The organism is Serratia rhizosphaerae, assembly GCF_009817885.1.
Lineage (GTDB): Bacteria > Pseudomonadota > Gammaproteobacteria > Enterobacterales > Enterobacteriaceae > Serratia_B > Serratia_B rhizosphaerae.
Genome location: NZ_CP041764.1, coordinates 2990462 through 3015254 on the forward strand (window position 1 = coordinate 2990462; position 24793 = coordinate 3015254).

22 protein-coding genes, 1 tRNA gene and 4 pseudogenes are annotated in these 24793 nt (G+C 53.4%); 25 read left to right on the forward strand and 2 right to left on the reverse strand.

Features of this window, described 5'->3' with window-relative positions:
• The first annotated feature begins 63 nt into the window (after positions 1-63).
• The 8 genes and pseudogenes from FO014_RS13945 (at position 64) to FO014_RS13980 (ending at position 7908) form a co-directional block, all read left to right on the forward strand.
• Positions 64-3684: an Ig-like domain-containing protein gene (locus FO014_RS13945; protein ID WP_160029967.1), complete on the forward strand. Its 3621-nt coding sequence runs from the start codon at positions 64-66 to the stop codon at positions 3682-3684.
• A 369-nt stretch (positions 3685-4053) separates the two neighbouring features.
• Positions 4054-4362, forward strand: a complete 309-nt coding sequence (locus FO014_RS13950) for an Ig-like domain-containing protein (protein WP_160029968.1) — start codon at positions 4054-4056, stop codon at positions 4360-4362.
• A 95-nt stretch (positions 4363-4457) separates the two neighbouring features.
• Positions 4458-5032: pseudogene (locus FO014_RS23975) on the forward strand (IS3 family transposase); the annotation flags it as partial.
• 356 nt (positions 5033-5388) lie between these two features.
• Complete coding sequence (locus FO014_RS13960; protein ID WP_160029970.1) at positions 5389-5568, forward strand: hypothetical protein; 180 nt, start codon at positions 5389-5391, stop codon at positions 5566-5568.
• Between the two features lie 53 nt (positions 5569-5621).
• Positions 5622-5696, forward strand: a tRNA-Gly gene (locus tag FO014_RS13965).
• Between the two features lie 323 nt (positions 5697-6019).
• Positions 6020-6571, forward strand: coding sequence for a hypothetical protein (locus tag FO014_RS13970; protein WP_160029971.1), 552 nt, complete (start codon positions 6020-6022; stop codon positions 6569-6571).
• Between the two features lie 265 nt (positions 6572-6836).
• Positions 6837-7442 carry a hypothetical protein gene (locus FO014_RS13975; protein ID WP_160029972.1) on the forward strand — a complete coding sequence of 202 codons (606 nt, stop codon included), beginning with the start codon at positions 6837-6839 and terminating at the stop codon, positions 7440-7442.
• An 85-nt stretch (positions 7443-7527) separates the two neighbouring features.
• Positions 7528-7908, forward strand: coding sequence for a hypothetical protein (locus tag FO014_RS13980; RefSeq protein ID WP_160029973.1), 381 nt, complete (start codon positions 7528-7530; stop codon positions 7906-7908).
• Here the strand turns inward: FO014_RS13980 and FO014_RS13985 are convergent.
• A protein-coding gene (locus FO014_RS13985) for an IS3 family transposase (RefSeq protein ID WP_160029974.1) occupies positions 7888-8999 on the reverse strand; the annotation gives its coding sequence in 2 pieces (ribosomal slippage) (positions 7888-8738 and positions 8738-8999; 1113 coding nt in all). The two genes, FO014_RS13980 and FO014_RS13985, sit on opposite strands and share 21 nt — an antisense overlap.
• Before the next feature lie 70 nt (positions 9000-9069).
• On the opposite strand from FO014_RS13985, the gene FO014_RS13990 reads away from it, so the two are divergent.
• The 14 genes and pseudogenes from FO014_RS13990 (at position 9070) to FO014_RS24280 (ending at position 21251) form a co-directional block, all read left to right on the forward strand.
• Positions 9070-9240, forward strand: coding sequence for a peptidoglycan-binding domain-containing protein (locus tag FO014_RS13990; protein WP_201282866.1), 171 nt, complete (start codon positions 9070-9072; stop codon positions 9238-9240).
• On the forward strand, positions 9237-9410 hold the full coding sequence (locus tag FO014_RS13995; protein ID WP_160029976.1) for a hypothetical protein: 174 nt from the start codon (positions 9237-9239) through the stop codon (positions 9408-9410). Before FO014_RS13990 ends, FO014_RS13995 begins: the two co-directional genes overlap by 4 nt.
• Positions 9407-9571: a hypothetical protein gene (locus FO014_RS14000; protein ID WP_160029977.1), complete on the forward strand. Its 165-nt coding sequence runs from the start codon at positions 9407-9409 to the stop codon at positions 9569-9571. Before FO014_RS13995 ends, FO014_RS14000 begins: the two co-directional genes overlap by 4 nt.
• 341 nt (positions 9572-9912) lie before the next feature.
• Complete coding sequence (locus FO014_RS14005; RefSeq protein WP_160029978.1) at positions 9913-13698, forward strand: Ig-like domain-containing protein; 3786 nt, start codon at positions 9913-9915, stop codon at positions 13696-13698.
• Between the two features lie 238 nt (positions 13699-13936).
• A pseudogene (locus FO014_RS14010) lies at positions 13937-15275 on the forward strand (glycosyltransferase family 2 protein).
• Positions 15275-15463, forward strand: a complete 189-nt coding sequence (locus FO014_RS24205; RefSeq protein ID WP_343039556.1) for a hypothetical protein — start codon at positions 15275-15277, stop codon at positions 15461-15463. Before FO014_RS14010 ends, FO014_RS24205 begins: the two are co-directional and overlap by 1 nt.
• Positions 15447-15797 (forward strand): hypothetical protein, encoded by a 351-nt coding sequence (locus FO014_RS24210; protein ID WP_343039557.1) that lies wholly within the window; start codon positions 15447-15449, stop codon positions 15795-15797. The genes FO014_RS24205 and FO014_RS24210 overlap by 17 nt, the downstream gene beginning before the upstream one ends.
• Positions 15798-16102: 305 nt before the next feature.
• Positions 16103-16486, forward strand: a pseudogene (locus tag FO014_RS14020) (phage portal protein); the annotation flags it as partial.
• Entirely contained in the window at positions 16473-17777 is a 1305-nt protein-coding gene (locus FO014_RS14025; RefSeq protein WP_160029979.1) for a S49 family peptidase, read from the forward strand. The pseudogene FO014_RS14020 and the gene FO014_RS14025, both read left to right, overlap by 14 nt.
• A 2-nt stretch (positions 17778-17779) precedes the next feature.
• On the forward strand, positions 17780-18121 hold the full coding sequence (locus tag FO014_RS14030; RefSeq protein WP_160029980.1) for a head decoration protein: 342 nt from the start codon (positions 17780-17782) through the stop codon (positions 18119-18121).
• A gap of 80 nt (positions 18122-18201) precedes the next feature.
• A pseudogene (locus FO014_RS14035) lies at positions 18202-19090 on the forward strand (major capsid protein).
• 394 nt (positions 19091-19484) lie between these two features.
• Complete coding sequence (locus FO014_RS14040; protein WP_160029981.1) at positions 19485-20258, forward strand: baseplate assembly protein; 774 nt, start codon at positions 19485-19487, stop codon at positions 20256-20258.
• 267 nt (positions 20259-20525) lie between these two features.
• Positions 20526-20882 (forward strand): hypothetical protein, encoded by a 357-nt coding sequence (locus FO014_RS14045; RefSeq protein ID WP_160029982.1) that lies wholly within the window; start codon positions 20526-20528, stop codon positions 20880-20882.
• Between the two features lie 291 nt (positions 20883-21173).
• Positions 21174-21251, forward strand: coding sequence for a hypothetical protein (locus FO014_RS24280; RefSeq protein WP_425500816.1), 78 nt, complete (start codon positions 21174-21176; stop codon positions 21249-21251).
• A 232-nt stretch (positions 21252-21483) separates the two neighbouring features.
• Here the strand turns inward: FO014_RS24280 and FO014_RS14055 are convergent, their stop codons facing one another.
• The gene (locus tag FO014_RS14055) at positions 21484-21810 is read right to left on the reverse strand and encodes an Ig-like domain-containing protein (protein WP_160029983.1); all 327 of its coding nucleotides are present in this window, start codon (positions 21808-21810) and stop codon (positions 21484-21486) included.
• 507 nt (positions 21811-22317) lie between these two features.
• On the opposite strand from FO014_RS14055, the gene FO014_RS14060 reads away from it, so the two are divergent.
• The 3 genes from FO014_RS14060 to FO014_RS14070 all read left to right on the forward strand — a co-directional run bounded on the left by FO014_RS14060 (position 22318) and on the right by FO014_RS14070 (position 23645).
• The gene (locus FO014_RS14060; protein WP_160029984.1) at positions 22318-23103 is read left to right on the forward strand and encodes a peptidoglycan-binding protein; all 786 of its coding nucleotides are present in this window, start codon (positions 22318-22320) and stop codon (positions 23101-23103) included.
• A 111-nt stretch (positions 23104-23214) separates the two neighbouring features.
• Positions 23215-23484, forward strand: coding sequence for a hypothetical protein (locus FO014_RS24215; RefSeq protein WP_201282960.1), 270 nt, complete (start codon positions 23215-23217; stop codon positions 23482-23484).
• Positions 23481-23645, forward strand: a complete 165-nt coding sequence (locus FO014_RS14070; protein WP_160029986.1) for a hypothetical protein — start codon at positions 23481-23483, stop codon at positions 23643-23645. The genes FO014_RS24215 and FO014_RS14070 overlap by 4 nt, the downstream gene beginning before the upstream one ends.
• Positions 23646-24793: the final 1148 nt, after the last annotated feature.

The following is a 24793-nucleotide window of genomic DNA, read 5'->3' on the forward strand; positions in this document are numbered from 1 at the left end:
TTATCAGCACTATTGCTGCTTTTTGTTGCGCGCCAAATAAAATAACACATCGGGAGTGGGACTATGCCTACGATTAATAACCCTAATGCCACCATTCACTCGTTACTGATTAAGAATGATAACTCACCTGCTGACGGACAGACGACGAATTCCGTTGTTGCTCAGGTGAATGACGGTGATACGGTTCCTCTGTCCGGCCAGATGGTGACCTTTGTCGTTGAGGAGGGTGCCAGTATTCAAGGCCAGGCAGAAAGCAACGAGCAGGGAATAGCCACGGCGACACTGACCAGCACAACGGCGGGTGTTTACGTGGTCACAGCCAGCATCAATAACAGCCAGAAGACCGTGGAGTCGACCTTTGTCCCCGGTGATGATGGTGATGGCAACAACCCGAATGCGGTAATTGAGTATTTGTATGTCTCTCAGAACAATGCTCAGGCTGATGGCGTGTCAACCAACGAGGTGACGGCTGAGGTCACCGACGGGAGTGGCGGGCTGCTGGCGAACCAAAGCGTGACATTTGAGGCGGATAATGGCGCCCTCATCCAGAGCCCGGTCCTGACCGATGAGCTGGGCAAGGCCAGTGCGACGCTGACCAGCACTGAAGCGGGGGTTGTCACCGTGACGGCCACCATCAACGCCAGCAGCAGCGATGCGGAGGTGGTGTTTGATGAGAGCGACGGCAATGACCCGACGGCCTATCTCGCGTTTTTGCATACCACTGATAATAATGCGGTCGCTGATGGTACGACAACGAACAAGGTCACCGCAGAGGTGGTGGGGGAAGGCGGAAAGCTGCTGGCGGACCAGAGCGTGACCTTCACGGTGGATAATGGCGCCGAGATTATCAGTCCGGGGATTACCGATATGTCGGGGAAAGCCACGACAACCCTGACAAGTCTGACCCCGGGCAAGGCGACCGTCACCGCCCGCATTAACGACTCCAGCCTGGAAACTGAGGTGAATTTTGTTGAAGACGGCGGTAATGACCCGACCGCTTTTATCAGTTTCTTGATGGTTACCGAAGATGATGCTGTAGCGAATGGGGTGGATGCCAATGCAGTGACCGCCGAGATTGTGAGTGGTGATAGTCGTTTATTGGCAGGGCAGAGCGTCGATTTTCAGGCCACGAACGGAGCTGTTGTTGACTCTCCGGTGGTGACAAATACACAGGGCAAGGCGGTGGCGACACTGACCAGCCTGAGGCCGGGCCTCTCCACGGTGACCGCGTTAATAAACAGCAGTAAAGAGTCGTTGAACGTGGTATTTACCGAGCCCGAAGGCAATGACCCGACGGCGGAGATTTCCTCCTTACGCACGCTGGATGACCAGGCCGCCGCTGATGGGCAGGCGACCAACAGCGTGATGGTTGAGGTGGTTGACAGTAATAATGTCCTGCTGGCCAATCAGAGCGTGACGTTCACGGCGACGAACGATGCGGTGATTGTCAGTCCGGTGCTGACGGATGAGCATGGCAAGGCAACGACGACGCTGACCAGCACTGTCGAGGGGGCCGTGACGGTAACCGCAGCCATCAATGCGAGTACCCGAAGTACCGATGTCACCTTTAGCGAAGGGGACATCACCAACCCGGATGCGGTGATTGCCGGGGTTTATATCGGCATCAATAATGCGGTGGCGGACGGTGTGGCCGTCAACACGGTGATGGCCGAGGTGGTGGATGGCGATAACCGGTTGCTGACGAACCAGAGCGTGCGCTTTGAGGCGGACAACGGTGCGGTCATTCAGGTTACCCCGGTAATTACGGATGAACACGGCAAGGCGACAGCCTCGGTGAGCAGCCTGACTGCGGGGGCATGTCAGGTGACGGCGAGCATCAATGACAGTGCCGAGAGCACGACGATTAGCTTTGTCGAGTGGGGCGGTAACGACCCGGAAGCCGTCATCGGCGGATTGCTTGTTGCCAAGGATAATGCCTGGGCGGATGGTATTGAGAGTAATGAGGTCACGGTGACGGTGGTTGACGGAGATAACCTGGCGTTGGCTGCGCAGGAGGTTCGCTTTGAGGCGGATAATGGTGCGGTCATTCAAGCGTCGGCAAGGACAGACACGGTAGGGAAGGCAACGACGACGTTGACGAGCACCACTGCCGGCAACAGTACGGTGACGGCGAGCATTAATGACAGTAGCGACAGTGTGGTAGTCAACTTCACCGATGAGCATTCGACAGATGTCATCGATATCCTCGTCAGTGACAAAGGCATTATTTACAATGACGGCAAGGATACGGCGACCCTGGCAGCCAGTGTTCTTGATGCGAACAATGAGATGGTGGCGGGGGCAACGGTCACCTGGAGCACGACGCTGGGGACCCTGGAGAGCGCCACTTCTGAAACGGACGTGAACGGACAGGCGCAGGTCACGCTGACGGCTGACGGAGATATTGGCAACGCGGTTGTCACTGCGGCACTGGATAACGGAGACAAGGCCACGTCGACGATAAGCGTACAGGATGTTGCTGAGACCTATACGATTGTTAACTTCGCTCAAGATAGTGTTCTGGTGAATGACGGGGTTGATTCTGCCGACCTGAGAGCGCTTGTTCTTGACCGGAATGGCTATCAGTTTTCGGATAAAATCATCCCGGTTTATTGGGAAACCACGCTGGGCACGTTGCGTGCCGCGACGACAGAAACGAATCAAACAGAACTGGCAGAGAACGAGCTTACTGACCTGGGTGATGTTGGAGCCGCGGTTGTTACCGCGCGTTTGGATAACAAGAGTCAGGTAACGTTTGTTGTTGAAATTGTCGATAAGAATGCCACGCTGAGCCTTTCCGCGCTGACGACGGACAAAAACGCCATCATGAACAATGGCGTGGACAGCGCGACGCTGACGGCGACGGTCATGAATCAGGGAGAGCCCGTTGGTGGCGAAACGGTGACCTGGCAATCGTCCTCGGGAGCCTTGAGCGAGGCATCGACAGTGACGGGGGCCGATGGGCAAACCAGTGTGACATTGACGGATGTCGGTGACAGGGGGGACTGTGTTGTTGTGGCCACGCTCGGTAATGATTCTTATAAAGAGCTCAAGATAAGCATTCTGGAAACCCCGCGCATTACCGGTGCTTATGATGATGTGGGCGAAACGCAGCAGGATATCCAGAACTACGGGACCACGGACGATATGGCGCCCACTCTGAGGGGGACTGCGGAGGTGGGCAGTGAGGTCAGGCTTTATCGGGATGGCACGTCCCTCGCGACCATACAGGCAGACGGCACCGGGCAGTGGCGTTACACCGTGCCTATCCGCTATGACGGTGTTTATCATTACACGGTGACGACGGCGGATGATGAAACGCATACAGTCTCGGATGAGTTTGTGTTGACCATTGCCAATCCCCATGCCAATACGCCGATAGTGGGGGCGATGGCGCAAAACGGTGTATTTCTTGATAACGGCGGGAGCAAGGTCTACACCGGAGGGGGGCTTAGATATTATGTCTGGGGCGAACCGGGGAGAAGCGTAACGTTGGGGTTGCGTAATCCTGCGGGGGGGGTGAGTAATGCAGCCTTCGGTAGCCCCACCGTGCCGGACAGCGGCGTCCTGGTGATAACGCGGGCATTTTCTTTTGACGGTTATGGCGAATATACCGCATACGCACATTACTCTGGTGAAAGTGAGTCCGACGCCAACTATAAATTTACCCTGACGGAGTCCTGACGGTAAGTCTCTCTGGTGCGGCCTGCCTGGATGGTAGGCCGCCATGGTAATGCTATCTCTGGGATGCGGCTGTTTTTGATTGTTAATTGTTATATTCAAAGGCCATTTATAATTCATTGGTAATGCTTGTGCGTTTGTTTTATTGCTTTGTTGAAATGTGCTCCACTTGTACTGCATTAAATTGCATGGGTGTTTTATTAATTGATGTTTTCTAATAAGTGCACAGTGGCTAATTGATAGTGTCGGAAGGTAGGGAGGCTTCAAAGATGAGTGGTGTTGAAATATTCTCATGTGGTCATGGGCGTTAATGCTGCTTTTAATAAGGTGTTTTACTAATCTGGTTGTTTGAAAAGCAAAAAGGGGCTTGTTATGTCAAAGAAATTACAAAGTGATCCTAATGCAGTAGTTGTTAGTCTCACATGTATTAAAAATCATGCAAAGGCTGATGGTGTTGCTACTAATAAAGTTGTGGCGTTGGTTGCTCGCCTGACTGATGGCACCCTTGTTTCGGGGCAAAGTGTGAACTTCTCAAGTTCAAATGGTACAATCACTACACCGGTAGTGACTGACGCCAGTGGTACTGCTATCGCCATACTGACCAGCACAACTGCAGGTTCATCAGAAGTTCAGGCGGAACTAAATCGTACCCGAGCGGTGACAACAGTCACGTTTGATTGAAAGTAAATATTGATTGTCGTGGAGAAGCCCAGCGAAGTGGTTTTTTTGCCCCTTCAGGCTGGGCTGTCGCGTTAGTAATGTAGCCATATCTAAATAAGAGGGCGTCTAAGGAACACGTAGAAATCTCCAATTATCTGGAATGCCAGTTTGCAGTAACAGAACCTAATCAGGTCTGGTGCGGTGATGTGAATTATATCTGGGCGAGTAAGGTCTGGGCTTATTTAGCCGTTGTTCTTGAACTGCTTTCTCGTAAACCGGTTGGTTGGGCGATTTCATTTTTCCCGGATTCTGCACGGACAGGTAAAGTGCCGTCCATTACCTGGGGAGCGCGAGGGAAACCGGCTAATTTACTGTATCATTCGGATCAAGGTAGCCACTATGCTAGCAGGAATTTCAGGCAGTTATTATGGAGCTGTCAGATGAAGAAAAGCCTGAGTCGCCGGAGGGATTGCTGGGATAACAGCCCCATGGAACGTTTTTTTAGAAGTCTGACAACGGAGTGAGTGCCGAATAATAGATACGCTAATTCTAGCGAAGCCAGCACAGCGATAACGAATTACATCACAGGACATTACAGCCAACTCAGACTTAATCAATGTAATGGTGGTTTGACGCCAAATGAATCAGAGATTTTTTCTGGGGGAACTCTAAGGTCATGGCCAGTTTTACACCACTACAAACTTTGGTCAGAAATGTTCGGAGTATTAAAGGTTACTATAACGACCCAATTTGCATATCCTTCGCGCTGTGTAAATCCATTTTTAAATAAAATAACTCCCTACTGCCAACTCTAGATATAGTATTTTACTCAGAGTGATAGTTATGTGGGCAGTGATGTATGGTAGTAAATATTTTTGTAGAAAAATATGAGGGGATATTCGCGAGATCGGACGATTTTATAGGTATAGGCTTCGCTGAGAGATGCCTGGTCTAATGGTTATATCAACTTTTACGGTTTGATTTTTACGTTGGGTTATGGTTGTAATTCAATGGGTTGGTAAAATAAATAGAACAAGTAGGGGACATATGAAGTTGGGTTTTTTGGCAGGAGCTTTATTAGCAACTTGGTTGTCCTTAACGTACCCCGCAGAAATGAAAGCGGTATTTGACGAAGTGATAACCTTGGTCCAAAAAGTTGCGCAGCCAGACTCTGTTCATGTGCAGTCAACACCAGTCAATGAAGCCGGTGTAGATAATGCTGAATAGACACATAGGGATTCACTTGATTGCTGGATCAAGTCCAGCAAGGGCCAGACATTGCGGTCATCGTATAATGGCTATTACCTCAGCCTTCCAAGCTGATGATGCGGGTTCGATTCCCGCTGACCGCTCCAAATACAGCAGAAAGGCGCATTTATTTTAGAATGCGCACTATCAATCCCTTGGTGGGGAGCGCACTTAGTGCGCCCCTCGGTGTGAGATGAGGCAGGGAGAAACCGCAATTATTAGAACTCTGATATTTAACTGGGGTGGTTTTTTTAGCGCAGCTACCCTTTCATATAATATCGAGCACCACGGGAATTTGGGGCTATGTTAAATTCAAGGTTGTTTATTCCTTGCTAAGTATCTGTGGGGTATTCTGTTGGTCCTGGCTCTTTATCTCAGTAGGATAAAGCGACGGTCTTTGAAGCAATAGAATGCAGGTGCAAAGTTTGCTATGACTTCTGATAAATTTAACAGGCGGGTGAAGCTGTGTCAGCTGATTATTTCTGTAGCTATGCCATTAGCTATTGGTTTTTCTGGTTATTTCATTCAACTTCGGATCGGTGAGACACAACCCCACCAAACCGTACTGAAAGATGTATCGTCTAAACTGGCAGATAGGCGTTTATTGATTTGTGACCAAATAAAACACCCATTGAATGACATTTATTACTACATCGAAGAGGTTGGTGACTGGGAAGGTCTTTCAGCCCCTAAAATACGTCAAATCAGGAGTAACCTTAATAATATAATGTGCTCAAACAGAGCAATATGGTCACTTGAGGTTTTTTGCCTGTATATCAATTATATGGATGATGTTGCTTTTGAAGTCAATCATGGTAATAATTGTGCGCGCATCGGAGCCGAATTAAATCCTGAAAGACGCATTCACGAAAGTGGTGATGATGTGGATAAACTACTTGCCGGTGAAAAAAACCTCAACACCAGGATGTTTATCGTCGTCTTAATGAGTCACTTGCAAAAGATCTTTCACTCCGGGTTCTAAGTGTATCTTTCGATGTGAAGTGACCGTCGGGAAAGACCAGCACCTATTTCAAGTCCTGGAAAATGTCGGGGATTTCTCATTTCTGAGGCTTGAAATTTGCGCTTCTGATTGTATGTATGAAAAAATAGTGATGGCCGTCACAACTATATTTCTGAAATAGGTCATAACTAGATGCGGATAGTCTGAAATGTAAACAGTAATCTGCGGAGGAGTAATGGCTGAGAAAGTTTTATGAACTGGTAACTCAGATACAGTCCCGGAAAACGTGTTCCATAATATTTCTTCTTATGCTGGGAACTCTGTTTCTGGTGTTATAGACGAGCATCAGATTGTTACGTGGGATTTAAATTTCTTGATGGGCTCAACGAACGGACCATATACTGAGGGGGTTGTAATTGATGGTGAACGGTATTTTTGGCAGGAAGGAAGTACGTATAAGATTGTAACTACACTTACCGATCCTATTGAAGTGATGACTGAGCGATTTACAGTTTTTTCATGGCGAGGTGAATCATTTAATGTCGATATTTTTGAAGAGGGGTTGTTTTATCTTGAACATGAGCATGGATGGACGTCTTATTATGTTCTTTCTCATGTCATGGCCCCCCCCATCCCGGCATTTATCGATATCGAGCCAGGGAGCACTAACGAATTTCAGATGATAGTGCATCTATCTTCGGACAAGACATTAGGATGGCTTGAAATCGTTGTAAACGGAGAACCGGTTATTTTTGGCAATGGGAGTTTAAGGATATACCTGAAAACCTATGATGGGTTAAAAACTAATCCTGTGTGGAGTTGTGGTAAAACTTTCGGCGACAGTGCGAATGTGTATATGAGCAATCTGCAGGTATATCTCGTCACGGAGTGAATCTTCATGATTGTACTTCTATGCAAGCCCTGGCATCCGCCGGGGTTTTTTATGTCCGAGGTATTTACTGCGAGGGCAAATATTCATGTTCAACAACAAACAATGCCGAAAACGCCATTCGGGCTTTTCCGGTGTGGCATTCCTTACCCGCATGACCGCCGTATGGTTCAGTGGCAGAACATCTGATGCACAGGTCGGCTGCCTGGCCGGCTTTACGGCGGCATATGCCGTTTACAATGCGGTTCTCAAGCCTGACCTCCACATCCCGGTGAGCTGGCTGGCGTATGTACTGGCCACCACGTATCACGAGACCGCCTTAACGATGCAGCCCATCGAAGAGTACGGCAAGGGCGCGGGACATCCTTATGGCACTCCGGACCCGGACCCGGAGACGGGGCAGACCTATTACGGGCGGGGCTATGTACAACTTGTAAATAGACCCATTTTAGTTCCATACACTTTTTGAGATCCCGGCCAAATGATGGCGCTGTCGGTATTCCTCCGGTGTCATGTTATTCAGTGATTCATGCGGGCGTTCACAGTTATATTCTGATAACCATTTTTCCGTGATTTCCCGTACTTCATTCAGCGTTCTGAACAGATAAAAATCGAGTATTTCTGTTCGGTATGTCCGGTTAAAGCGCTCAATGAAAGCGTTCTGCGTCGGCTTACCCGGCTGGATAAACTCCAGTTTTATTGCATGTTTCTCTGCCCATTCAGCCAGTGCCAGGGAGATAAATTCCGGGCCGTTATCCAGACGAAGCATGGCCGGATAGCCACGGTTTGCCGCGATCCTGTCGAGTACACGGACCACTCGCTGAGCTGGCAGATTCAGATCGATTTCAATCGACAATGCCTCACGGTTAAAATCATCAACGACATTGAACGTGCGAAAACGACGGCCACAGACCAGGGCATCATGCATAAAATCGACAGACCAGCTCTGGTTCAGCGCTTCCGGCGTGGCCAGTGGCAAGGGATTACGCACCGGCAACCGTTGTTTGCCCTTACGACGAAAATTCAGCTTCAGCAGACAGTAAATGCGATGGATCCTTTTGTGATTCCACAGGTGTCCCTGCCGCCTCAGAACCTGAAAAAGTTTCGGAAAACCATATCGGGGATACCGCTCTGCCACCGCCTGCAACGCAACAATAACGGGTTCGTCACGCCTGGTATCCGGACGATAATGATAAACCGTTCTGCTCAGGTTCAGACTCCGGCAGGCCTGACGGATACTGAGTCCGAACGTCGTTATCAGATGAGTAACCAGCTCACGCTTAAAGGCTGGTTTTAAAGCTTTTTTTCGATAACGTCTTTCAGCGCCCGGTTCTCCAGACTCAGGTCGGCAAACATCTGTTTTAGACGGCGGTTCTCGTCCTCAAGATCCTTGATTTTCTTAATATCAGAAGCCTCCATGCCACCGTATTTGGACTTCCAGTTGTAATAGGTGGCTTCAGAGATTCCGGCCTCGCGACAGACATCTTTAACAGTTCGTCCGGCTTCAACCGACTTAATCACGGCGATGATCTGATGCTCAGTAAAACGGGCTTTACGCATAGCGATCTCCTTCGTTGGCAGATTGATTATGCCGGATGATCTCTAAATGTGAATGGTTCGTTTTGCAGGGATGCTTACACGGGAACTGCAGCTGATGCTGGGCTGCGACGCCGACGGCGTGGCCGGCAATGCGACCATGGGTGCGCTGACCGACTTTCAGCGGCGTCACGGCCTCGATGCTGACGGCATGTGCGGTGCGCAGACGTGGGCAGCTCTGGATACGGAGGTGTACGGCCTATGAAACGTCTTATCATCATCCTGTCCGCGCTGGCGCTCTCTGCCTGCTCGGCAACCCTGGTCAGCTACCGGTCGGACAGCGACAACGCTTGTCCGCCGATGGTCAGCGTGCAGAGTCTCGGCAGCAGCGTAACGGTGACAGACGGCACGATATGCAAGGTGGTCGGTGAATGAAAAAAGCGGCTTTTATTCTGGGGGCACTGGCGCTGAGTGCCGGCATTGCCGCCTGCTCCAACGTCCTGACGTACATCCGGCACGACGAATCTGTCCATTGCAGTAGCGACAAGGCCCTCAAGCGCGACAGTATCTGTAACGTTCAGCACGTCTCGAAATAACGTCTTGGTGGGGCCAGCTAAATATGGCCATCGATGAGAATGGCCAAGTCTCTTATTTAAGTTGTGTGCAGGGCTGTTTAAAGTAGTCAATTGCATTCGTATGTCGATATTGATGTTTTTATTTGTGTGTTTTTGTTGTCCAATAGAATAACTATTATTGATTTTTTTAATTCATTTTCATTTCATTTCTGGGTTCTTTGTTTGTTTTCTTTTTTTTGCGGGTGAATGGCATTGCCAAACTCCACGACTGAACTAAGTTTTATTTACTGCGCCGGCCATCATCAGCATTATTGCTGGTTTTTATCTTGCGTCAAATAAAACAACATATCAGGAGTGCGACTATGCCTACGATTAATAACCCTAACGCCACCATTCACTCGTTACTGATTAAGGATGATAACTCACCTGCTGACGGACAGACGACGAATTCCGTTGTTGCTCAGGTGAATGACGGTGATACGGTTCCTCTGTCCGGCCAGATGGTGACCTTTGACGTTGAGGAGGGCGCCACTATTCAAGGCCAGGCAGAAAGTAACGAGCAGGGAATAGCCACGGCGACACTGACCAGCACAACGGCGGGTGTTTACGTGGTCACAGCCAGCATCAATAACAGCCAGAAGACCGTGGAGTCGACCTTTGTCTCCAATGATGATGGTGATGGCAACAACCCGAATGCGGTGGTTGAGGATTTGTACGTCTCCCAGAACAATGCCCAGGCTGATGGCGCGTCAACCAACGAGGTGACGGCTGAGGTCACCGACGGGGATGGCGGGCTGCTGGCGAACCAAAGCGTGACATTTGAGGCGGATAATGGCGCCCTCATCCAGAGCCCGGTAGTGACTGATGAGCTGGGCAAGGCCAGGGCGACGCTGACCAGCACTGAAGCGGGGGTTGTCACCGTGACGGCCACTATCAACGCCAGCAGCAGCGATGTGGAGGTGGTGTTCGATGAGAGCGACGGCAATGACCCGACGGCGTTTCTCATCCTGCTGCAGACCACCGACAATTTCGCCGTGGCTGACGGTACGGCAACGAACAAGGTCACTGCAGAGGTGGCGGGTGAGAATGGAAAACTTCTGGCGAACCAGAGCGTGACATTCACGGCGGATAATGGCGCCGTGATTGCCAGCCCGGGAATTACCGATACATCGGGGAAGGCCACAGTACCTCTGACCAGCCTGACTCCCGGCAAGGTCACCGTCACCGCCCGCATTAACGACTCCAGCCTGGAGACGGAAGTGCAGTTTGTTGAGAGCGGCTCGAATGACCCGACGGCGTATATCAGTACGCTGGTGGTGTCTAAAAATACCGCCGTGGCGGATGGACGCCACACCGATGAGGTGGTCGCGGAGGTGGTGAGTGGCGATGGCCGGTTGCTGGCCGGCCAGGGGGTTAATTTTACGGCTACTAACGGGGCGGTGGTTGATGAGCTGGTTGTCACGGACGAGTATGGGAAGGCGGTGGCGACGCTGACCAGCCTGACGCCGGGCGTCTCTACGGTGACCGCACTGATAAACAGCAGCAGCGAGGCAGTGAACGTGATATTCACCGAGGCGACGGGTAATGACCCGACCGCCGAGGTTATCGCCTTGCGTACGCTGGATGACCTGGCCGCTGCGGACGGGCAGGCGACCAACAGCGTGATGGCTGAAGTGGCGGACAGCAACCATGTCCTGCTGGCAAACCAGAGTGTGACGTTCCTGGCGACAAACGATGCGGTGATTGTCAGTCCGGTGCTGACGGATGCGAACGGCAAGGCGACGACGACGCTGACTAGCACCACCGAGGGTGTCGTGAAGGTGACGGCGGTCATCAATGCGAGCGCCCGAAGTACCGATGTCACCTTTAGCGAAGGGGACATCACCAACCCGGACGCGGTGATAGCCGGGGTTTATATTGATGTGAACAATGCGGTGGCGGACGGCGTGGCCGTCAACACGGTGGTGGCCGAGGTGGTGGACGGCGATAACCGGTTGCTGGCGAACCAGAGCGTGCGCTTTGAGGCGGATAACGGCGCGGTCATTCAGGTCAACCCGGTGCTGACGGATGAGTATGGCAAGGCCACCGCGTCGCTGAGCAGCCTGACGGCAGGTGCATGTCAGGTGACGGCGAGCATCAATGAGAGCACGGACAGCGTGACGGTCAACTTTACGCAAGGCAGTGGCAATGACCCGTCGGCGGAGATAGAAACGGTGACCGTGTTGAAGGACAATGCCCGTGCGGATGGCGTGGAGAGTAATGAAGTCACGGCGACAGTGACGGACGGAGGGGGCAATCTGCTGGATGGACAAAGCGTGCGTTTTGAGGCGGACAACGGGGCGGTCATCAATAGTCCGGCGGTCACGGACACGACAGGGAAGGCGACGACGACGCTGACGAGTACCACGGCAGGACAGAGCACGGTGACGGCGAGCATTAACGACAGCGCAGAGACAGTGGTGGTCAGCTTTACCGATGAAAGCGCGACGTTTGTGATTGATTCACTGGTCAGTGACAAGGACAGCATCGTCAACGACGGAACGGACATCGCCACACTGACGGCGACGGTCATTGACAGTGACACGGGCACTGTTGTGTCCGGGGCAGCGGTGTCCTGGTCAACCGATATCGGCACGGTGACGCCGGCGGCATCGGTCACCGATGAGCGTGGCGAGGCCATTACACAGCTCAGTGACACCGGTGATACCGGTACGGCGACGGTGACCGCAGCGCTGAACAGCGGTGAAGAAAAAACGTATTCCGTCACGCTCCAGGGACCAGCCACTCTGGCCGTGCGGGGCGGGCGCCGACGCCGTGGGACCGGCCGGAACAGTTTGTCCTGGCTTGTCGCGATAGATGTGCTCACCGGACAGCCGGTCACTGCCCGGTGGCAATATGAGGGTGAAGAGGCTTCTGTGACCGCGATGCGTTTCGCTGATCCCCAACCGGAGAAACCACTCCAGGTCGTCAGTGCTACGGGACAACAACGTATCGTGCTCACCCCCCTGAACGTTGCCGGTTTTCCAATGTCTCCTGCCGGTGATGCGTTCGCTGTCGTGACGGATACGGGGGGAGCCCAGGCATGGGGAAGTGCGGCAAGCGGGGGCGCAGTACCGTCAGAGATTGCGACCCGGACCGACCTGACCGTACCGGAGTGCACCGCTACTGCGTACGCCGTTCTGACCACCGAGGGTGGTGTGGTCACCTGGGGAAACAGTACTAATGGCGGAAATGTTCCGTCCGCGATTGCTACACGTACCGATTTGACCATGCTGGCAAGCACGGATGCCGCTTTTGCCGCACTGACCACCTCCGATGGGGCTGTTGCGTGGGGAAATGGCAGCAATGGTGGTAATGTCCCGACAGCTATTGCGACACGTACCGATCTGGTCGCACTGAGTAGTTCAGGCACTGCATTTGCGGCGCTGACCCGGGCCGGCGGAGTTGTGGCCTGGGGAAACAGCACTAACGGAGGAAGTGTTCCGTCCGCGATTGCAACACGTACCGACCTGATTACGCTGACCGGCACTGATTATGCCTTTGGCGCACTGACCGCGTCCGGCGGCGTGGTGACATGGGGCAACGGGAGTTACGGTGGTAATGTATCTACCGAGGTTGCCACCCGCACCGATCTGGTCGAACTGGGCAGTACTGCCTATGCTTTTGCCGCACTGACGGAAACCGGCGGCGTGGTGACCTGGGGAAACAGTGGAAATGGGGGGAATGTCCCGACGACCATCGCCACCCGTACAGACCTGGTCGCCCTTGCAGGAAACGTTGGCGCTTTTGCTGCACTGACGGCATCTGGCGGTGTTGTTGGCTGGGGGAATGGCAGTTACGGTAGTACCGTGCCGACGGAAATAGCCACCCGTACTGACCTGATTGCGCTGGCCGGTACTGATTATGCCTTTGCCGCACTGACGGCTTCCGGAGGGGTGGTGGCATGGGGAAACCAGTCTTATGGCGGCAGTATTCCTGCAGATATACAACCGCTGTTAACCGATATTGTGGCCGTTTATGGTTGCGACGGGGCTTTTTGTGCTCTCAAATCAGACCACTCCGTGGTCGTTTGGGGAGGTGGCAACGCCGGCAAAATGGCTAATATCCCGGAGGTTTTGCAGGGCAATGTGTCGTATTATCAGGAGTAATTGAATATCGTTATGCCGCATCCTCCGGTCTGGGTGAGGCCGGGGTTCCATTCTCTCAGTTGATGATGCGGGCTCGCTCTCCACGGGCCGTTGAGAAAGGAAGGCACCAATATGAAGCCCTGGCTAACCGCCGGGGCTTTTGTCTTCTGGCGGATAAAATTTCAGTTGCGGGCGGCACGTAACGATATATCGTTTTGCCGGAACGCCATTTTCCAACCCGCACAAGAGGTGTTTGGGTATGCAGGTCACAATCGATGGTGTCCCGTACGCGCCTGCGAGTGGGGCGACAGCCAAAATCGGCATTGCTGTTTCCACCCATAGCCGCGCAAAGGTATTAAAAAACACGCTTGAGCAGCATATTAAGCATTTGCCTGCCGGTGCGCTGCTGGTGGTGGTTGATGACGGTTCGATACCGGCAGCGGTTGTTCCGGCCGGTGTGCAGGTGATTCGTCATGAGCAGTCTTTGGGGATAGTGGCAACGAAAAATGCCAGCCTGCAGGTGCTGATGAACGCCGGCTGCGAACATCTCTTTTTGTGGGACGATGATGCCTGGCCGATTGCCGATGACTGGCACCAGCCTTACATCGACTCACCCGAGCCTCACCTGACGTATCAATTTCTCGATCTGGTCGGCCCGAGAAAACTCAAGGACCTGGCCGTATTGTATCGTGATGAGTGCCATGTGGCGTACACCGGGCAGCGTGGCGTGATGCTCTACTATCACCGCCGAGCCATCGAGACGGTGGGGGGCTTCGATGGACGAGCACGAAGCCGTTGATCGCTCGGTACCGCGTCCGGACCGCGAAAAACTGGTCAGGCGTAACGCCAGCATCTACGGTCAGCGTCGGGACGCCGGGTATACCGCCTATGTGGATTACCGGCCACGCAAACACCTGGTGCTGACCACGTTACTGACCAGCAGGCCCGATCCACAGCGTGGCACCCGAATAAAGGCGGATGCCACTTTGCTGTCGACGTGGGCGGCTTCCATCCGCGGCGCCGAGGCGGTGGTACTGGCCGACGAGTTGAAAACGGCGCCTGCCGGCGCCACGCGGGTGCACGTTCCTGATGTGGCGATGAACGTCTATTTCCGGCGCTGGCTGCATATTTATCACTACCTGCGCGACCACCCGGACTACACCCACGTCTGGTGCACCGATGGCACCGATGTCGAAATGCTGCGGGAGCCGTGGGCGAACATGGAGACCGGCAAGGTTTACGTCGGTTCAGAGCCCACACTGTATGCCGATAACTGGGCCGCCAGAAACCACCCCGAAAAGGTCTACCAGGACTTTATCAGCGCCCACCGTAACGATGTGATGCTCAATGCCGGGCTGCTGGTCGGCAGCCGTGAGGATGTGATGGCCTTTGCTCACGGTATCGTGCGGCTGTATTACCGCATCGAGAGCTATAGATTCTGGAAAATGGAGCAGGCTAACTGCGCCGTCGGGGACATGATCGCCTTTGGTATCGTGGCGAAGTCGTTTGGCGACCGTATCGTGACCGGGCCACAGGTGCATACCGTTTTTAAGTCCAACGGTATCGGTAAAGAACTGGCCTTCTGGAAGCATAAATAATGAAGATTGTGGTGATTGGCCATCATGGCCGACGTGATCAGGCTGAAGTGTTGGCGCGGTTGCTCGATGCACATCTGCTGATGGATGAAGGTAACCATGGCGCCAATGCCGGGCACCGCCGGGCCATCGAATGGGCCGCTGCGCAGTCCGAACGCGTGATTGTGATGGAAGATGATGCGCAGCTTTAGGGGGCTGGCGCAGTCATGGCTTGAGTGTTTTCCCGAACACCTCTGCTCGTTCTACCTGGGCACCGGGCGCCCACCGCAGTATCAGCTGCAGATAGCCCAGAAGCTTATCGATGCTGACAAACATCATGCCGATCACATCCTGCTGCCGCGTCTGCTCCATGGGGTGTGTTACAGCGTGCCGCCTGCCTGTCTGCGGTCGATGCTCGGTCGTTGGGAGAAACACAAGGCTGCTGACTACGCGGTGGGTGATGCGTACGGCGGTATGGTGGTTTATCCCTGCTGGTCTTTGGTGGAGCACCAGGACGGAGTGTCGGGTCGAGCGCCCATGGAATAATGCGCTGGGGCGCGAACGCCGGGTGGCCTGGCGGCTGCATCCTGGGGCACCGGTCAAATGATATCGATGCCCATTTTGATTTCACGGGTCCTTTCCAGCGCTCAAAAGCCTGCCGGGCGGACGACGCGCACATTCTCGCTATTTATGAGATTTTTTCTGAAGTGATGTCCGGTTAGAGTTGGTGTTAACTCATTGATATATATCGATTGCACTTATTAAATAACCGGACATGGTTTTTTTGTTCGTTTTTATCAAGCTCCAGCGCTTTTCATAGCTGCAGGCCGATGGTTTAGCCCTTTCTCCTCATTGCCGGCCGCCAGGCGTCACTGATGTTTGGCTGCTGGTTTGAAGAAGCGGTGGCGCGCGGCGTGATCACGTTGCCGGCCAGGGCCCGGTATGGTTTTTACGAAGCGCGTAATTCCTGGGCCCATGCCCTGTGGATTGGCGCCGGGCGCATGGCCATTGACGGACTGAAGGAGGTGCAGGAGAGCGCGATGCGCATCACCACCGGTCTCAGCACCTACCAGCATGAACTGGCGCTGCAGGGGATGGACTACGAAGACGTATTTGAACAGCAGCAGTTTGAGATTGAGCGTCGGCGCGAATCGGGGCTGGCCGATCCGGACTGGGCTGTCAGGCTGCCGTCACAAACGGATGATGAACCGGGAGAACAACATGCAATGGCCTAGTTACCAACATCTGGCCGCCAGAGTCTTCAATCAGCCGCTGCTACTTGAACCCGCCTATGCGCGGGTTTTCTTTTCTGTGCTCGGCGAGCGTCTTGGCGCCAGCCGGCTGGTGGATGCCGTCACCGGGCAGGCTTATGCCGGCGACGCGCTGAAAAAACTGGCGTTCGGCTGGGATGACGATGAGGGCGGGCGCCGCACCAAATCGTACCGGGTGGAAAACGGTATCGCCGTACTGCCCGTCACGGGAACGCTGGTGCACAAATTTGGGTATGTGCAGCCGTTTTCCGGCATGACGGGGTATGACGGCATCATTACCCGCCTGCAGCTGGCGCTGGATGATCCGGCGGTGAAAGGGATCCTGCTGGACATTGACTCACCGGGCGGTGAGGTGGCGGGGGCGTTTGATACCGCCGACCTGATTGCCCGGGCCCGGGATAAAAAGCCGGTCTGGTCGCTGGCCAATGACATGGCCTGCTCGGCGGGATACCTGCTGGCCTCCGCCTGCAGTCAACGACTGATCACACAGACCGGCGTGGTGGGCTCGATAGGCGTCGTCGTGGCGCACCGCAGTTTGGAAAGGGCGCTGGAGCAGGCTGGCGTGGATATCACGCTGATTTACGCCGGCTCCCACAAGGTCGACGGCAATCCGTATCAGCAGTTACCCGACGACGTGCGGGCGGACATTCAGATGCGGGTGGATGAGAACCGCGAGATGTTTGCCGCGAAAGTGGCGGAGTACACCGGGCTGACGAAAGAGGCGGTGCTGGCCACCGAGGCGGACACCTATGAAGGTGAGGCGGCCATCGAGGCCGGGTTTGCCGGCCGGGTGGTGAATTATGCAGATGCTGTCTCGGTCATGGCGGCATCGATGAAACCGAAAGGAGTGTATATGTCTGAACCAGAAAAGAAAGTACAGCTGCCGGAAGGACTGCAGGCGGAGGCATCGACGCAGGTTGATATCCCCGTGTCCCCGGCCGCGTCGGTCGATGCCGCGGTGGTGGCCAGCGATGAAATGCATCGCATCATGTCCATTCTGGAATGTGATGAGGCGAAGGGGCGGGAGCCGCAGGCTAAAGCGCTGGCAAAAGTACCGGGGATGACGCTGGATGCAGCAAAGGCCGTGCTGTCAGCCTCGCCACTCAGCGCTCAGGCGAAAACTGAAACGGCGCTCGATGCGCTAATGGAAAAAGAGTCCCCCGACGCGGTCAGCGGCGGGGAGCCGAAAAAAACTGACGCCGATACGCGTATGGGCGTGCTCAATGCCGCCGTTGAGCGTTTAACCGGAGAATAAGCATGAGCCAGACAGAAACGTTTGAACAGGATGATTTTATCCTCGGCCCCGACCTGCCCTTGTCGGTGGTGGGTACGCTGGCGCAGGGTGTGGATGTTCCCCGCCTGACGCCGGTGATGGTGGATTCCTCGGGCTCCTCAGGGGACGAGTTCGTGGCGTGGGACGGTACCCCCGGCACTGCCGTGGGGCTGACCTGTTTTGCCGAGAGCAGCACGCTGGGTGTGAAAGGGTTCAGTTACTACAACAAGGGCTCTTTTCGTTCGACGGCCATTAACTGGCCGGAGGATCTGACGGAAGGCCAGAAACAGACCGCGTTTGTCGGTACGGCCATCAGCATTGGCTGAGCAGCAGACGTCACGGCCCCGGCCGGCTCGTGTCAACGACTCCAACCGCCCCTGTGGCGGCTTTTATACAGGAATTTTGTATGTCCGAAAATACAGCAGTAACCTCCTGCTACACCATGCGTGAGTTGCTGGGTGCGGTGACTCAGAAATTCAAATTCAGGCAGCTTTTTCTCGAGCTGTTTTTCCCTGACACCTTTACCTTTCAGACCGAGGTGGTCTACCTGGATAAAATCCCGGGCGAAGTGCCGATGGCGGTGTATTGCGCACCGATGGTGACGGGCAAGGTCGATCACTCCCGGGGGTCGACAACCAGCAGCTTCAAGCCGGGGTATGTCAAATCCAAACATACGGTTAATTCCGGCCAGAGTATCAAGCGGCGCCCGGGCGAAGATCCGTCGCAGCCGCTGTCGCTGACAGAGCGCCGTGCCGCCATCATCGCGCAGAACCTCAGGGATGAAGAGATGTCCATCTTGCAGCTCGAGGAGTACCAGGGGGTGCAGGCGGTGCTGTATGGCAAGTATACGCTGACCAGCGATAGGTTTCCGACGCAGGAAATCGATATGCAACGCAGTCCGGAAAACAACATCATCCAGTCCGGCAGTACCGCGTGGTCCGCACAGGATCCGGACACGTTCGCTCCGACGGACGATACGAGACGGCGCTGAAGAATTTGGGGGATGTGGTCAGCTACAAGGGGTTTTATGGTGACGTGATGATTGTCGTTTACAAGGGACAGTACATCGATCCGGATACCGGCGAGAAAACACCCTGGTGCTGGGCAACAACCTACGTACCTACGGCGCCATCACGGATGAAGACGCTATCCGTGAGGGGCTGGTGGAAGGGACTCGTTTTCCCAAAACCTGGACCATCACTGGCGACCCGGGTGTCACCATGACCATGACGCAATCTGCGCCGGCGATGTTCCTGCCGGATCCGGACGCATTTGTGGTTGTGCAGCTGACGTAGCCTGTTTGGGGCCTAAATAAGCGTTTTGCCCTGTACGCCGGGCTCGCCCCCACGACGTTCGACAGGGCTTTTATTGGGAAACGTTACGGCTATCGCAGCGTCTGGATCCGCGGTGACGACGGACGCATCAGGGAATCCCGCATCCCGGTGGCGGAAGGAATGGAAGATGCCATCGACGACCACATTTTTAACAATATCTGGCCGGTCTTCTGGCGCTATTTCGAACAGGATCTTAATGCGTGCGTGGCGAGCAATGTTCACTTTGATCTGAAAACCGGGAGGCGCAGATGAACGGATTACTGAATTTTGAAGACTACATATCGGCCGTAGAGGCCGCGCTCCGGGGTATGGATATCTTTAAAACGGTCGGGATCTACAGCGAGATGAGACCCCGGTGGACGATACCCCTGCCCCGCCGGCCGATTCAGTGATGGAAGGGGACGACGCGTTTCGCCTGCGTATCCGGCTCAGCTGGTACGCACGCAATACGGCAGGCTCGATACAGGCCTATGAGTATTTTGCGCTGTCTGCCGACGGCGCGGTACGGGATGCCAAAGCCTACGGGCCACAGGAAGATAAGGCGATTTCTCCCGGCCACGTCGAGGTGTATGTGCTGAGTAATGACGGTAGCGGGGTACCCGGCCAGGCGCTGCTTGATACCGTTGATGCCGCGCTCAACGCCGATTTTATCCGTCCGCTGACGGATTATGTCGTGGTGAAGGCGGCCACCCTCATAGAGTATGCCGTGACGGCGACCCTGATAACCGGCAGCGGACCGGATGCACAGGCGGTGATGGCGGCGGCGAAGCAGGCCATGCAGCATTATGCCGACAGCGTTCACCGGATTGGCGTGCCGCTGTCGATTGCCGGGGTCTATAAGGCCCTGAAGCAGCCGGGTGTTGAGGATGTGACGCTGACGGCACCGCTGGAGACCCTCGATGCCGGCACCGGCGAGGCGACGTATTGTACCGCCATTCCCCTGACGACGTCCTCCGCGTCGAGGCTGGGTGCGCCGCGGAGGGATTATTACAGACTGGTCATTGCTGCCGCCGAACGCCTCGTAGCAGGAGCTGGCGCTTTTTGCCACCACGGATGTCACGCTGGAGATGACGGATACGGCCTATCTGAACGAAAAGCAGGCCGGCACGCTCTACCTGCGGCAGGATGAAAATCTAGGTGAAATTGCGAAGACGGGTGATACCGCGTAGCAGGCGACGCGACAGGGAGGTTAACCACCACCGTGCTCGCTGCGCGCAATGCCACGACGGGCAAAAGGATGTCGTGGATGTGCAGGACTCTCTGCCGTTAATGATGTGTTGATGTCCGCGTTTTCAGATGGCACGCATAAAAAACTCGATTATGCTGACACGCAGGGGGGGTATCGCTCTGGCGAAACATTGCCGACGGCAGCGTCTCCCTGCAGGTTAACGGTGCGATGAATGCCGACGTGATCATCAATGAAGCCGGTCAACGGGTGTATAGCTCAAATAATCCCCAGCGCATCGATTTAAGCCCATATCTGCCCATATCAGAACTGACTACCCCTGGCGTTGTGCACAGTGTGATGTACATGGCCAACATCAGTTGGACAGATGATTACGGTGTTGGCACGGACGTTCCTGGTGGGAATTTGCGTCCGACAGGGATTATGGTTCCTGTGTGGCAGGAAATGTCCACTGCGGGGACTTATTACAATGATGGCTGGATACCGTCAGGCACCTGGCTCTGCCTAGGGTGTGCCCGGCATCGTGACGACGTCAACATGTTTTCCTTATATATTCGCATCGCCTAAGGATAATCATGAATAAAATCATTCATGTGTTGTCCCCTGCGTATGCCAATACAGAGGGAACCGTAATCAATTGCATGCTGATTTTGGCGAAATTCCGTTTACCGCATCGCCTGATGACACGTTCACGGATTATGGCCCTGATATTTATAACCGAGCCGTCGCGGGTGAGTTCGGTGATGTTGCTGCTCATGTTCCCCCTCCAGCACCAACACCGGAAAAAACACGCTCGAATACACTCGCCGTCTTCGTATTGCTACCGATGCGGCTTTTCCCCCGCAGTCAGCTGTTGACCTGGGCGCTGCGACCGAAGAGCAAAAGCAAGCCTTGGCAGAATTGCAACAATACGCTGTTGACCTGTTGACCTGTTGACCTGTTGACCTGTTGACCTGTTGATTTAACGTAGTCACCGGTTACCTGGACAACGTCGCCGGCGGCTCTTTCTCTTCAGAAGGACGCATGAATCACTGTTATCAATTCCGAAAATGCCATTCAGGTTTTTCCAGAACAGTATTTTTTCATTATTGTCAGTGACGGTGGCTGTCACAGTGTTACCCAGAACTGCCAGCCACCGGTATCATTTTAAGAAATATTATTGGGACGATTAGATTGTTTCCCTACTGGTCTCAACAAAAAAAACGCCGGTACTCATGCTTTCATAGGGGGTAACGGAAGCGCGGACTGTGCAACCGCCTGATGTAGTACTGGTCAACGCTGCGAGGGCTAGTCCTTGAGCATCGGTTATCACCGGACTTTGAATATTTGCGCCTGTGCTGACCTTGAAAATTACAACCTGGTCGGGTAACGGATCTGCATTGTCATCGCAGATTTGGACAAGCACGGTATTTCGGTCCACACCGTCGGCCAGGGCGCGATTATGAGTGACTTCTAGTGAGTTGATGGTTGCATTGGGGCTATTGCTATTTGACATAAAAGTATTCCTTGATGGTTTTCTATAACATTGACGAGGTGGTTTTGCTGGCAATCGTTGATTTTGATGTTGCGAATTTAATTATAGTGTGGGCTTTTGTTTTTTCATTGGTGTTTTCTTTTTTTTTGCTTTCACTTAGTGTTGGGATATAAAAGTGAGTGAGGTGCGTTTTAAATGTTTTTGTAATGTGTTATTTAAGCATTTAATTGTGTATGGCTGGTGGTTCGCTTGTCATTTCAAGTGATTTTGTCTCATGCGGTTGGTTTGTGGTTTATAATGATATGTGTCAGGTGTGATTTATGTATTTTCATGATTAATTGTTAATGGTCGGGGGCGTTTTGTGTGGTGGGTATAATGCTTTTGTATTTCACTTTGTGTCTGAAAATTATATCTTTAGGGGATTGAGGGTTTTTTTTACAAATAAACCAACTTTGTGAGAACTTGCCAATGTGTAACTGTGATCAATATCAAAGCCGGGAAGGTGTTTTTTCCGGAATAGCGTTCCGTATGCGTATGAGTGCCATGTGGTTCAGTGGCAAAATCAATCATGCACAGACCGACTGTCTGTCCGGATTCACTGCAGCGTACGCGGTTTACAACACGACACTCGGCCGCCACATCCCGGTGAGCTGGCTGGCGTATGTGCTGGCCACCACGTACCACGAGACCGCCTTAACGATGCAGCCCATCGAAGAGTACGGCAAGGGCGCAGGACACGCCTATGGCACTCCGGATCCGGAGACGGGGCAGACCTATTACGGGCGGGGCTATGTACAACTGACCTGGCGGGATAATTACGAAAAGGCCCAGGGCGTGGTGGTCAACCTCAACACGCTGGCATATGACGTTCCGCTGGTGGGGCAGCCTGACCTTGCGCTGACGCCGTGGGTGGCGGCGCAGGTGGCGATTAACGGTATGGCCAACGGCTGGTTTACCGGCAAGAAGCTCGCCGACTATCTGACCGAGACCCAGACCGATTACGTCAACGCCCGGCACATCATCAACGGTACCGACAAGGCACAGACCATCGCGGCGTATGCCGAAGAGGCTGAAGCGGCGCTGCGGCTTGCCCGCGGGGAAGGCATCGCCCGTAGCCTGGTGCAGATGGGCAGCCAGGGAGGCGACGTGCGGGAACTGCAGCTGATGCTGGGCTGCGACGCCGACGGCGTGGCCGGCAATGCGACCCTCGGTGCGCTGACCGACTTTCAGCGGCGTCACGGCCTTGATGCTGACGGCATGTGCGGGGCGCAGACGTGGGCGGTACTCGACCGGGAGATTTACGGTATCAGCTGATAATCCACCAGGGATACAAAAAGACAAAACCCCGACTGTTGACGCAGTGCGGGGTTTTTATTTGGAGCAAAGGAATATTAATTCTGCATGAGAAATTATAAACGAATACTCATGAGGTTGACTATGAAAAATGGCCTGATGTTAGATGCGCCTGTCACAAAAGAGATGTCCAGCGCGATTGGCTGGGTGCTGCGCGCTGTGGCAGTGTGCGTAGTGCTGTACGGTGTCGCACATCTTGCACTGCTCACCGGCTGCAGTGCCACCCTGGTCAGCTACCGGTCGGACAGCGACAACGCTTGTCCACCGATGGTCAGCGTGCAGAGTCTCGGCAGCAGCGTCACGGTGACAGACGGCACGACATGCAAGGTGGTCGGTGAATGAAAAAAGCGGCTTTTATCCTGGGGGCGCTGGCGCTGAGTGCCGGCATTGCCGCCTGCTCCAACGTCCTGACGTACATCCGGCACGATGAATCTGTCCAGTGCAGCAGCGACAAGGCCCTCAAGCGCGACAGTATCTGTAACGTTCAGCCCGTCTCGAAATAACGTTCCCATCTCATTATCCCGCTCCGCAGCCCTCCCTGAAGGATGCGAAGTATGTTGATGGCGGCAGCACCAAACATGTGGAGAAAAAGCTCAGGGGCTAGTCTATACGGGGGATTTTAGCGCCTGCTGAAGTTGCAGCAACAACGGTTACAGTGATGGCCCGTACTGACGGCACCACCTTACTGACACCAACAGCAATGCTTGAGATCACTAGGTTGGCAGCGAATGTGTGACATTGGTGGTATTCCTATCCGGACAAAACCAGTTCTGTGGATTGTGAAATATTGGTCAATGGCCAGTGGCATCCATTTACTGCTATGAAATCAGACCGTACTTCCTACGGGCCGATTATTTATCGGAACGCGAAGGTGGGGAGGTACGGGAGATTAAGTCGTATCAGAAGTCAACCTACTGGGTGCAGGTTGAGCGCGCTTTTATATCATCTTGTTGTCTCCTAGAAGAGTGTACACCTAGACTTCAAATAAGTTGGCGCAGAATGAGGCGGTGAAGTTCGGGTGCTACTGTACGTCCGTGTCACGGAATCCTCACTTAGCCATAATTAGAAAGATGGCCTACTAACGCTGGTAAGGGCAAATGAAAATTAAAAATTTGAAAATGATAATTTTATTTAAATCATCTATTTTTACTATTAACTGGTACATTTCAAGTTCAATAAGTAATCATTTGTGATTCATTATTGAATTTGAGTTATTTAATTGACACGTCATCTCCGTGTACTACATTTAATTTCAATGACCGTCTGCTTTTATCTACTGGATGGTTTTGGTTTTAAATATCGATGTCGGCATGTGATTTTTGATAGGGGGATGGTGTTTGCAAATGTAGGAAACATTGAAATGTTTTGATGTTACCATGTAATAGGGCGCCCCTTCTTTTTGTATGGTTGTTTTCCATGACCTAACCATGTGGAGAAGTGAGGATTTTATTATGTCAAAAGAATCTCAAAATAAACAGAATGAAATGATACTTGAACTCTTAAGAGTGTCATTAAAGAACAATGGAAAGTTATTGTTCTGTAGTATCAGCTGGATGATTTATCGCCGTGGATTTAGTGTTTGAGTCAGCACTGCAAGGTGATGAAAATGGAATCGGTGCAACGCCTTGTTAGCAGTGATTGTTATATTCGC

What these genes read in the sequence shown, in the direction of transcription:
- FO014_RS13980 (WP_160029973.1), top strand. Translation starts at nt 7,528, where the DNA reads ATGTTCAACAACAAACAATGCCGAAAACGCCATTCGGGCTTTTCCGGT.
- FO014_RS13950 (WP_160029968.1), top strand. Translation starts at nt 4,054, where the DNA reads ATGTCAAAGAAATTACAAAGTGATCCTAATGCAGTAGTTGTTAGTCTC.
- FO014_RS13945 (WP_160029967.1), top strand. Translation starts at nt 64, where the DNA reads ATGCCTACGATTAATAACCCTAATGCCACCATTCACTCGTTACTGATT.
- FO014_RS13990 (WP_201282866.1), top strand. Translation starts at nt 9,070, where the DNA reads ATGCTTACACGGGAACTGCAGCTGATGCTGGGCTGCGACGCCGACGGC.
- FO014_RS13970 (WP_160029971.1), top strand. Translation starts at nt 6,020, where the DNA reads ATGACTTCTGATAAATTTAACAGGCGGGTGAAGCTGTGTCAGCTGATT.
- FO014_RS13995 (WP_160029976.1), top strand. Translation starts at nt 9,237, where the DNA reads ATGAAACGTCTTATCATCATCCTGTCCGCGCTGGCGCTCTCTGCCTGC.
- FO014_RS14030 (WP_160029980.1), top strand. Translation starts at nt 17,780, where the DNA reads ATGAGCCAGACAGAAACGTTTGAACAGGATGATTTTATCCTCGGCCCC.
- FO014_RS24215 (WP_201282960.1), top strand. Translation starts at nt 23,215, where the DNA reads ATGAGGTTGACTATGAAAAATGGCCTGATGTTAGATGCGCCTGTCACA.
- FO014_RS14025 (WP_160029979.1), top strand. Translation starts at nt 16,473, where the DNA reads ATGCAATGGCCTAGTTACCAACATCTGGCCGCCAGAGTCTTCAATCAG.
- FO014_RS14060 (WP_160029984.1), top strand. Translation starts at nt 22,318, where the DNA reads ATGCGTATGAGTGCCATGTGGTTCAGTGGCAAAATCAATCATGCACAG.
- FO014_RS14055 (WP_160029983.1), bottom strand. Translation starts at nt 21,810, where the DNA reads ATGTCAAATAGCAATAGCCCCAATGCAACCATCAACTCACTAGAAGTC.
- FO014_RS24205 (WP_343039556.1), top strand. Translation starts at nt 15,275, where the DNA reads ATGAAGATTGTGGTGATTGGCCATCATGGCCGACGTGATCAGGCTGAA.
- FO014_RS14000 (WP_160029977.1), top strand. Translation starts at nt 9,407, where the DNA reads ATGAAAAAAGCGGCTTTTATTCTGGGGGCACTGGCGCTGAGTGCCGGC.
- FO014_RS13960 (WP_160029970.1), top strand. Translation starts at nt 5,389, where the DNA reads ATGAAGTTGGGTTTTTTGGCAGGAGCTTTATTAGCAACTTGGTTGTCC.
- FO014_RS14070 (WP_160029986.1), top strand. Translation starts at nt 23,481, where the DNA reads ATGAAAAAAGCGGCTTTTATCCTGGGGGCGCTGGCGCTGAGTGCCGGC.
- FO014_RS14045 (WP_160029982.1), top strand. Translation starts at nt 20,526, where the DNA reads ATGAATGCCGACGTGATCATCAATGAAGCCGGTCAACGGGTGTATAGC.
- FO014_RS24210 (WP_343039557.1), top strand. Translation starts at nt 15,447, where the DNA reads ATGATGCGCAGCTTTAGGGGGCTGGCGCAGTCATGGCTTGAGTGTTTT.
- FO014_RS14005 (WP_160029978.1), top strand. Translation starts at nt 9,913, where the DNA reads ATGCCTACGATTAATAACCCTAACGCCACCATTCACTCGTTACTGATT.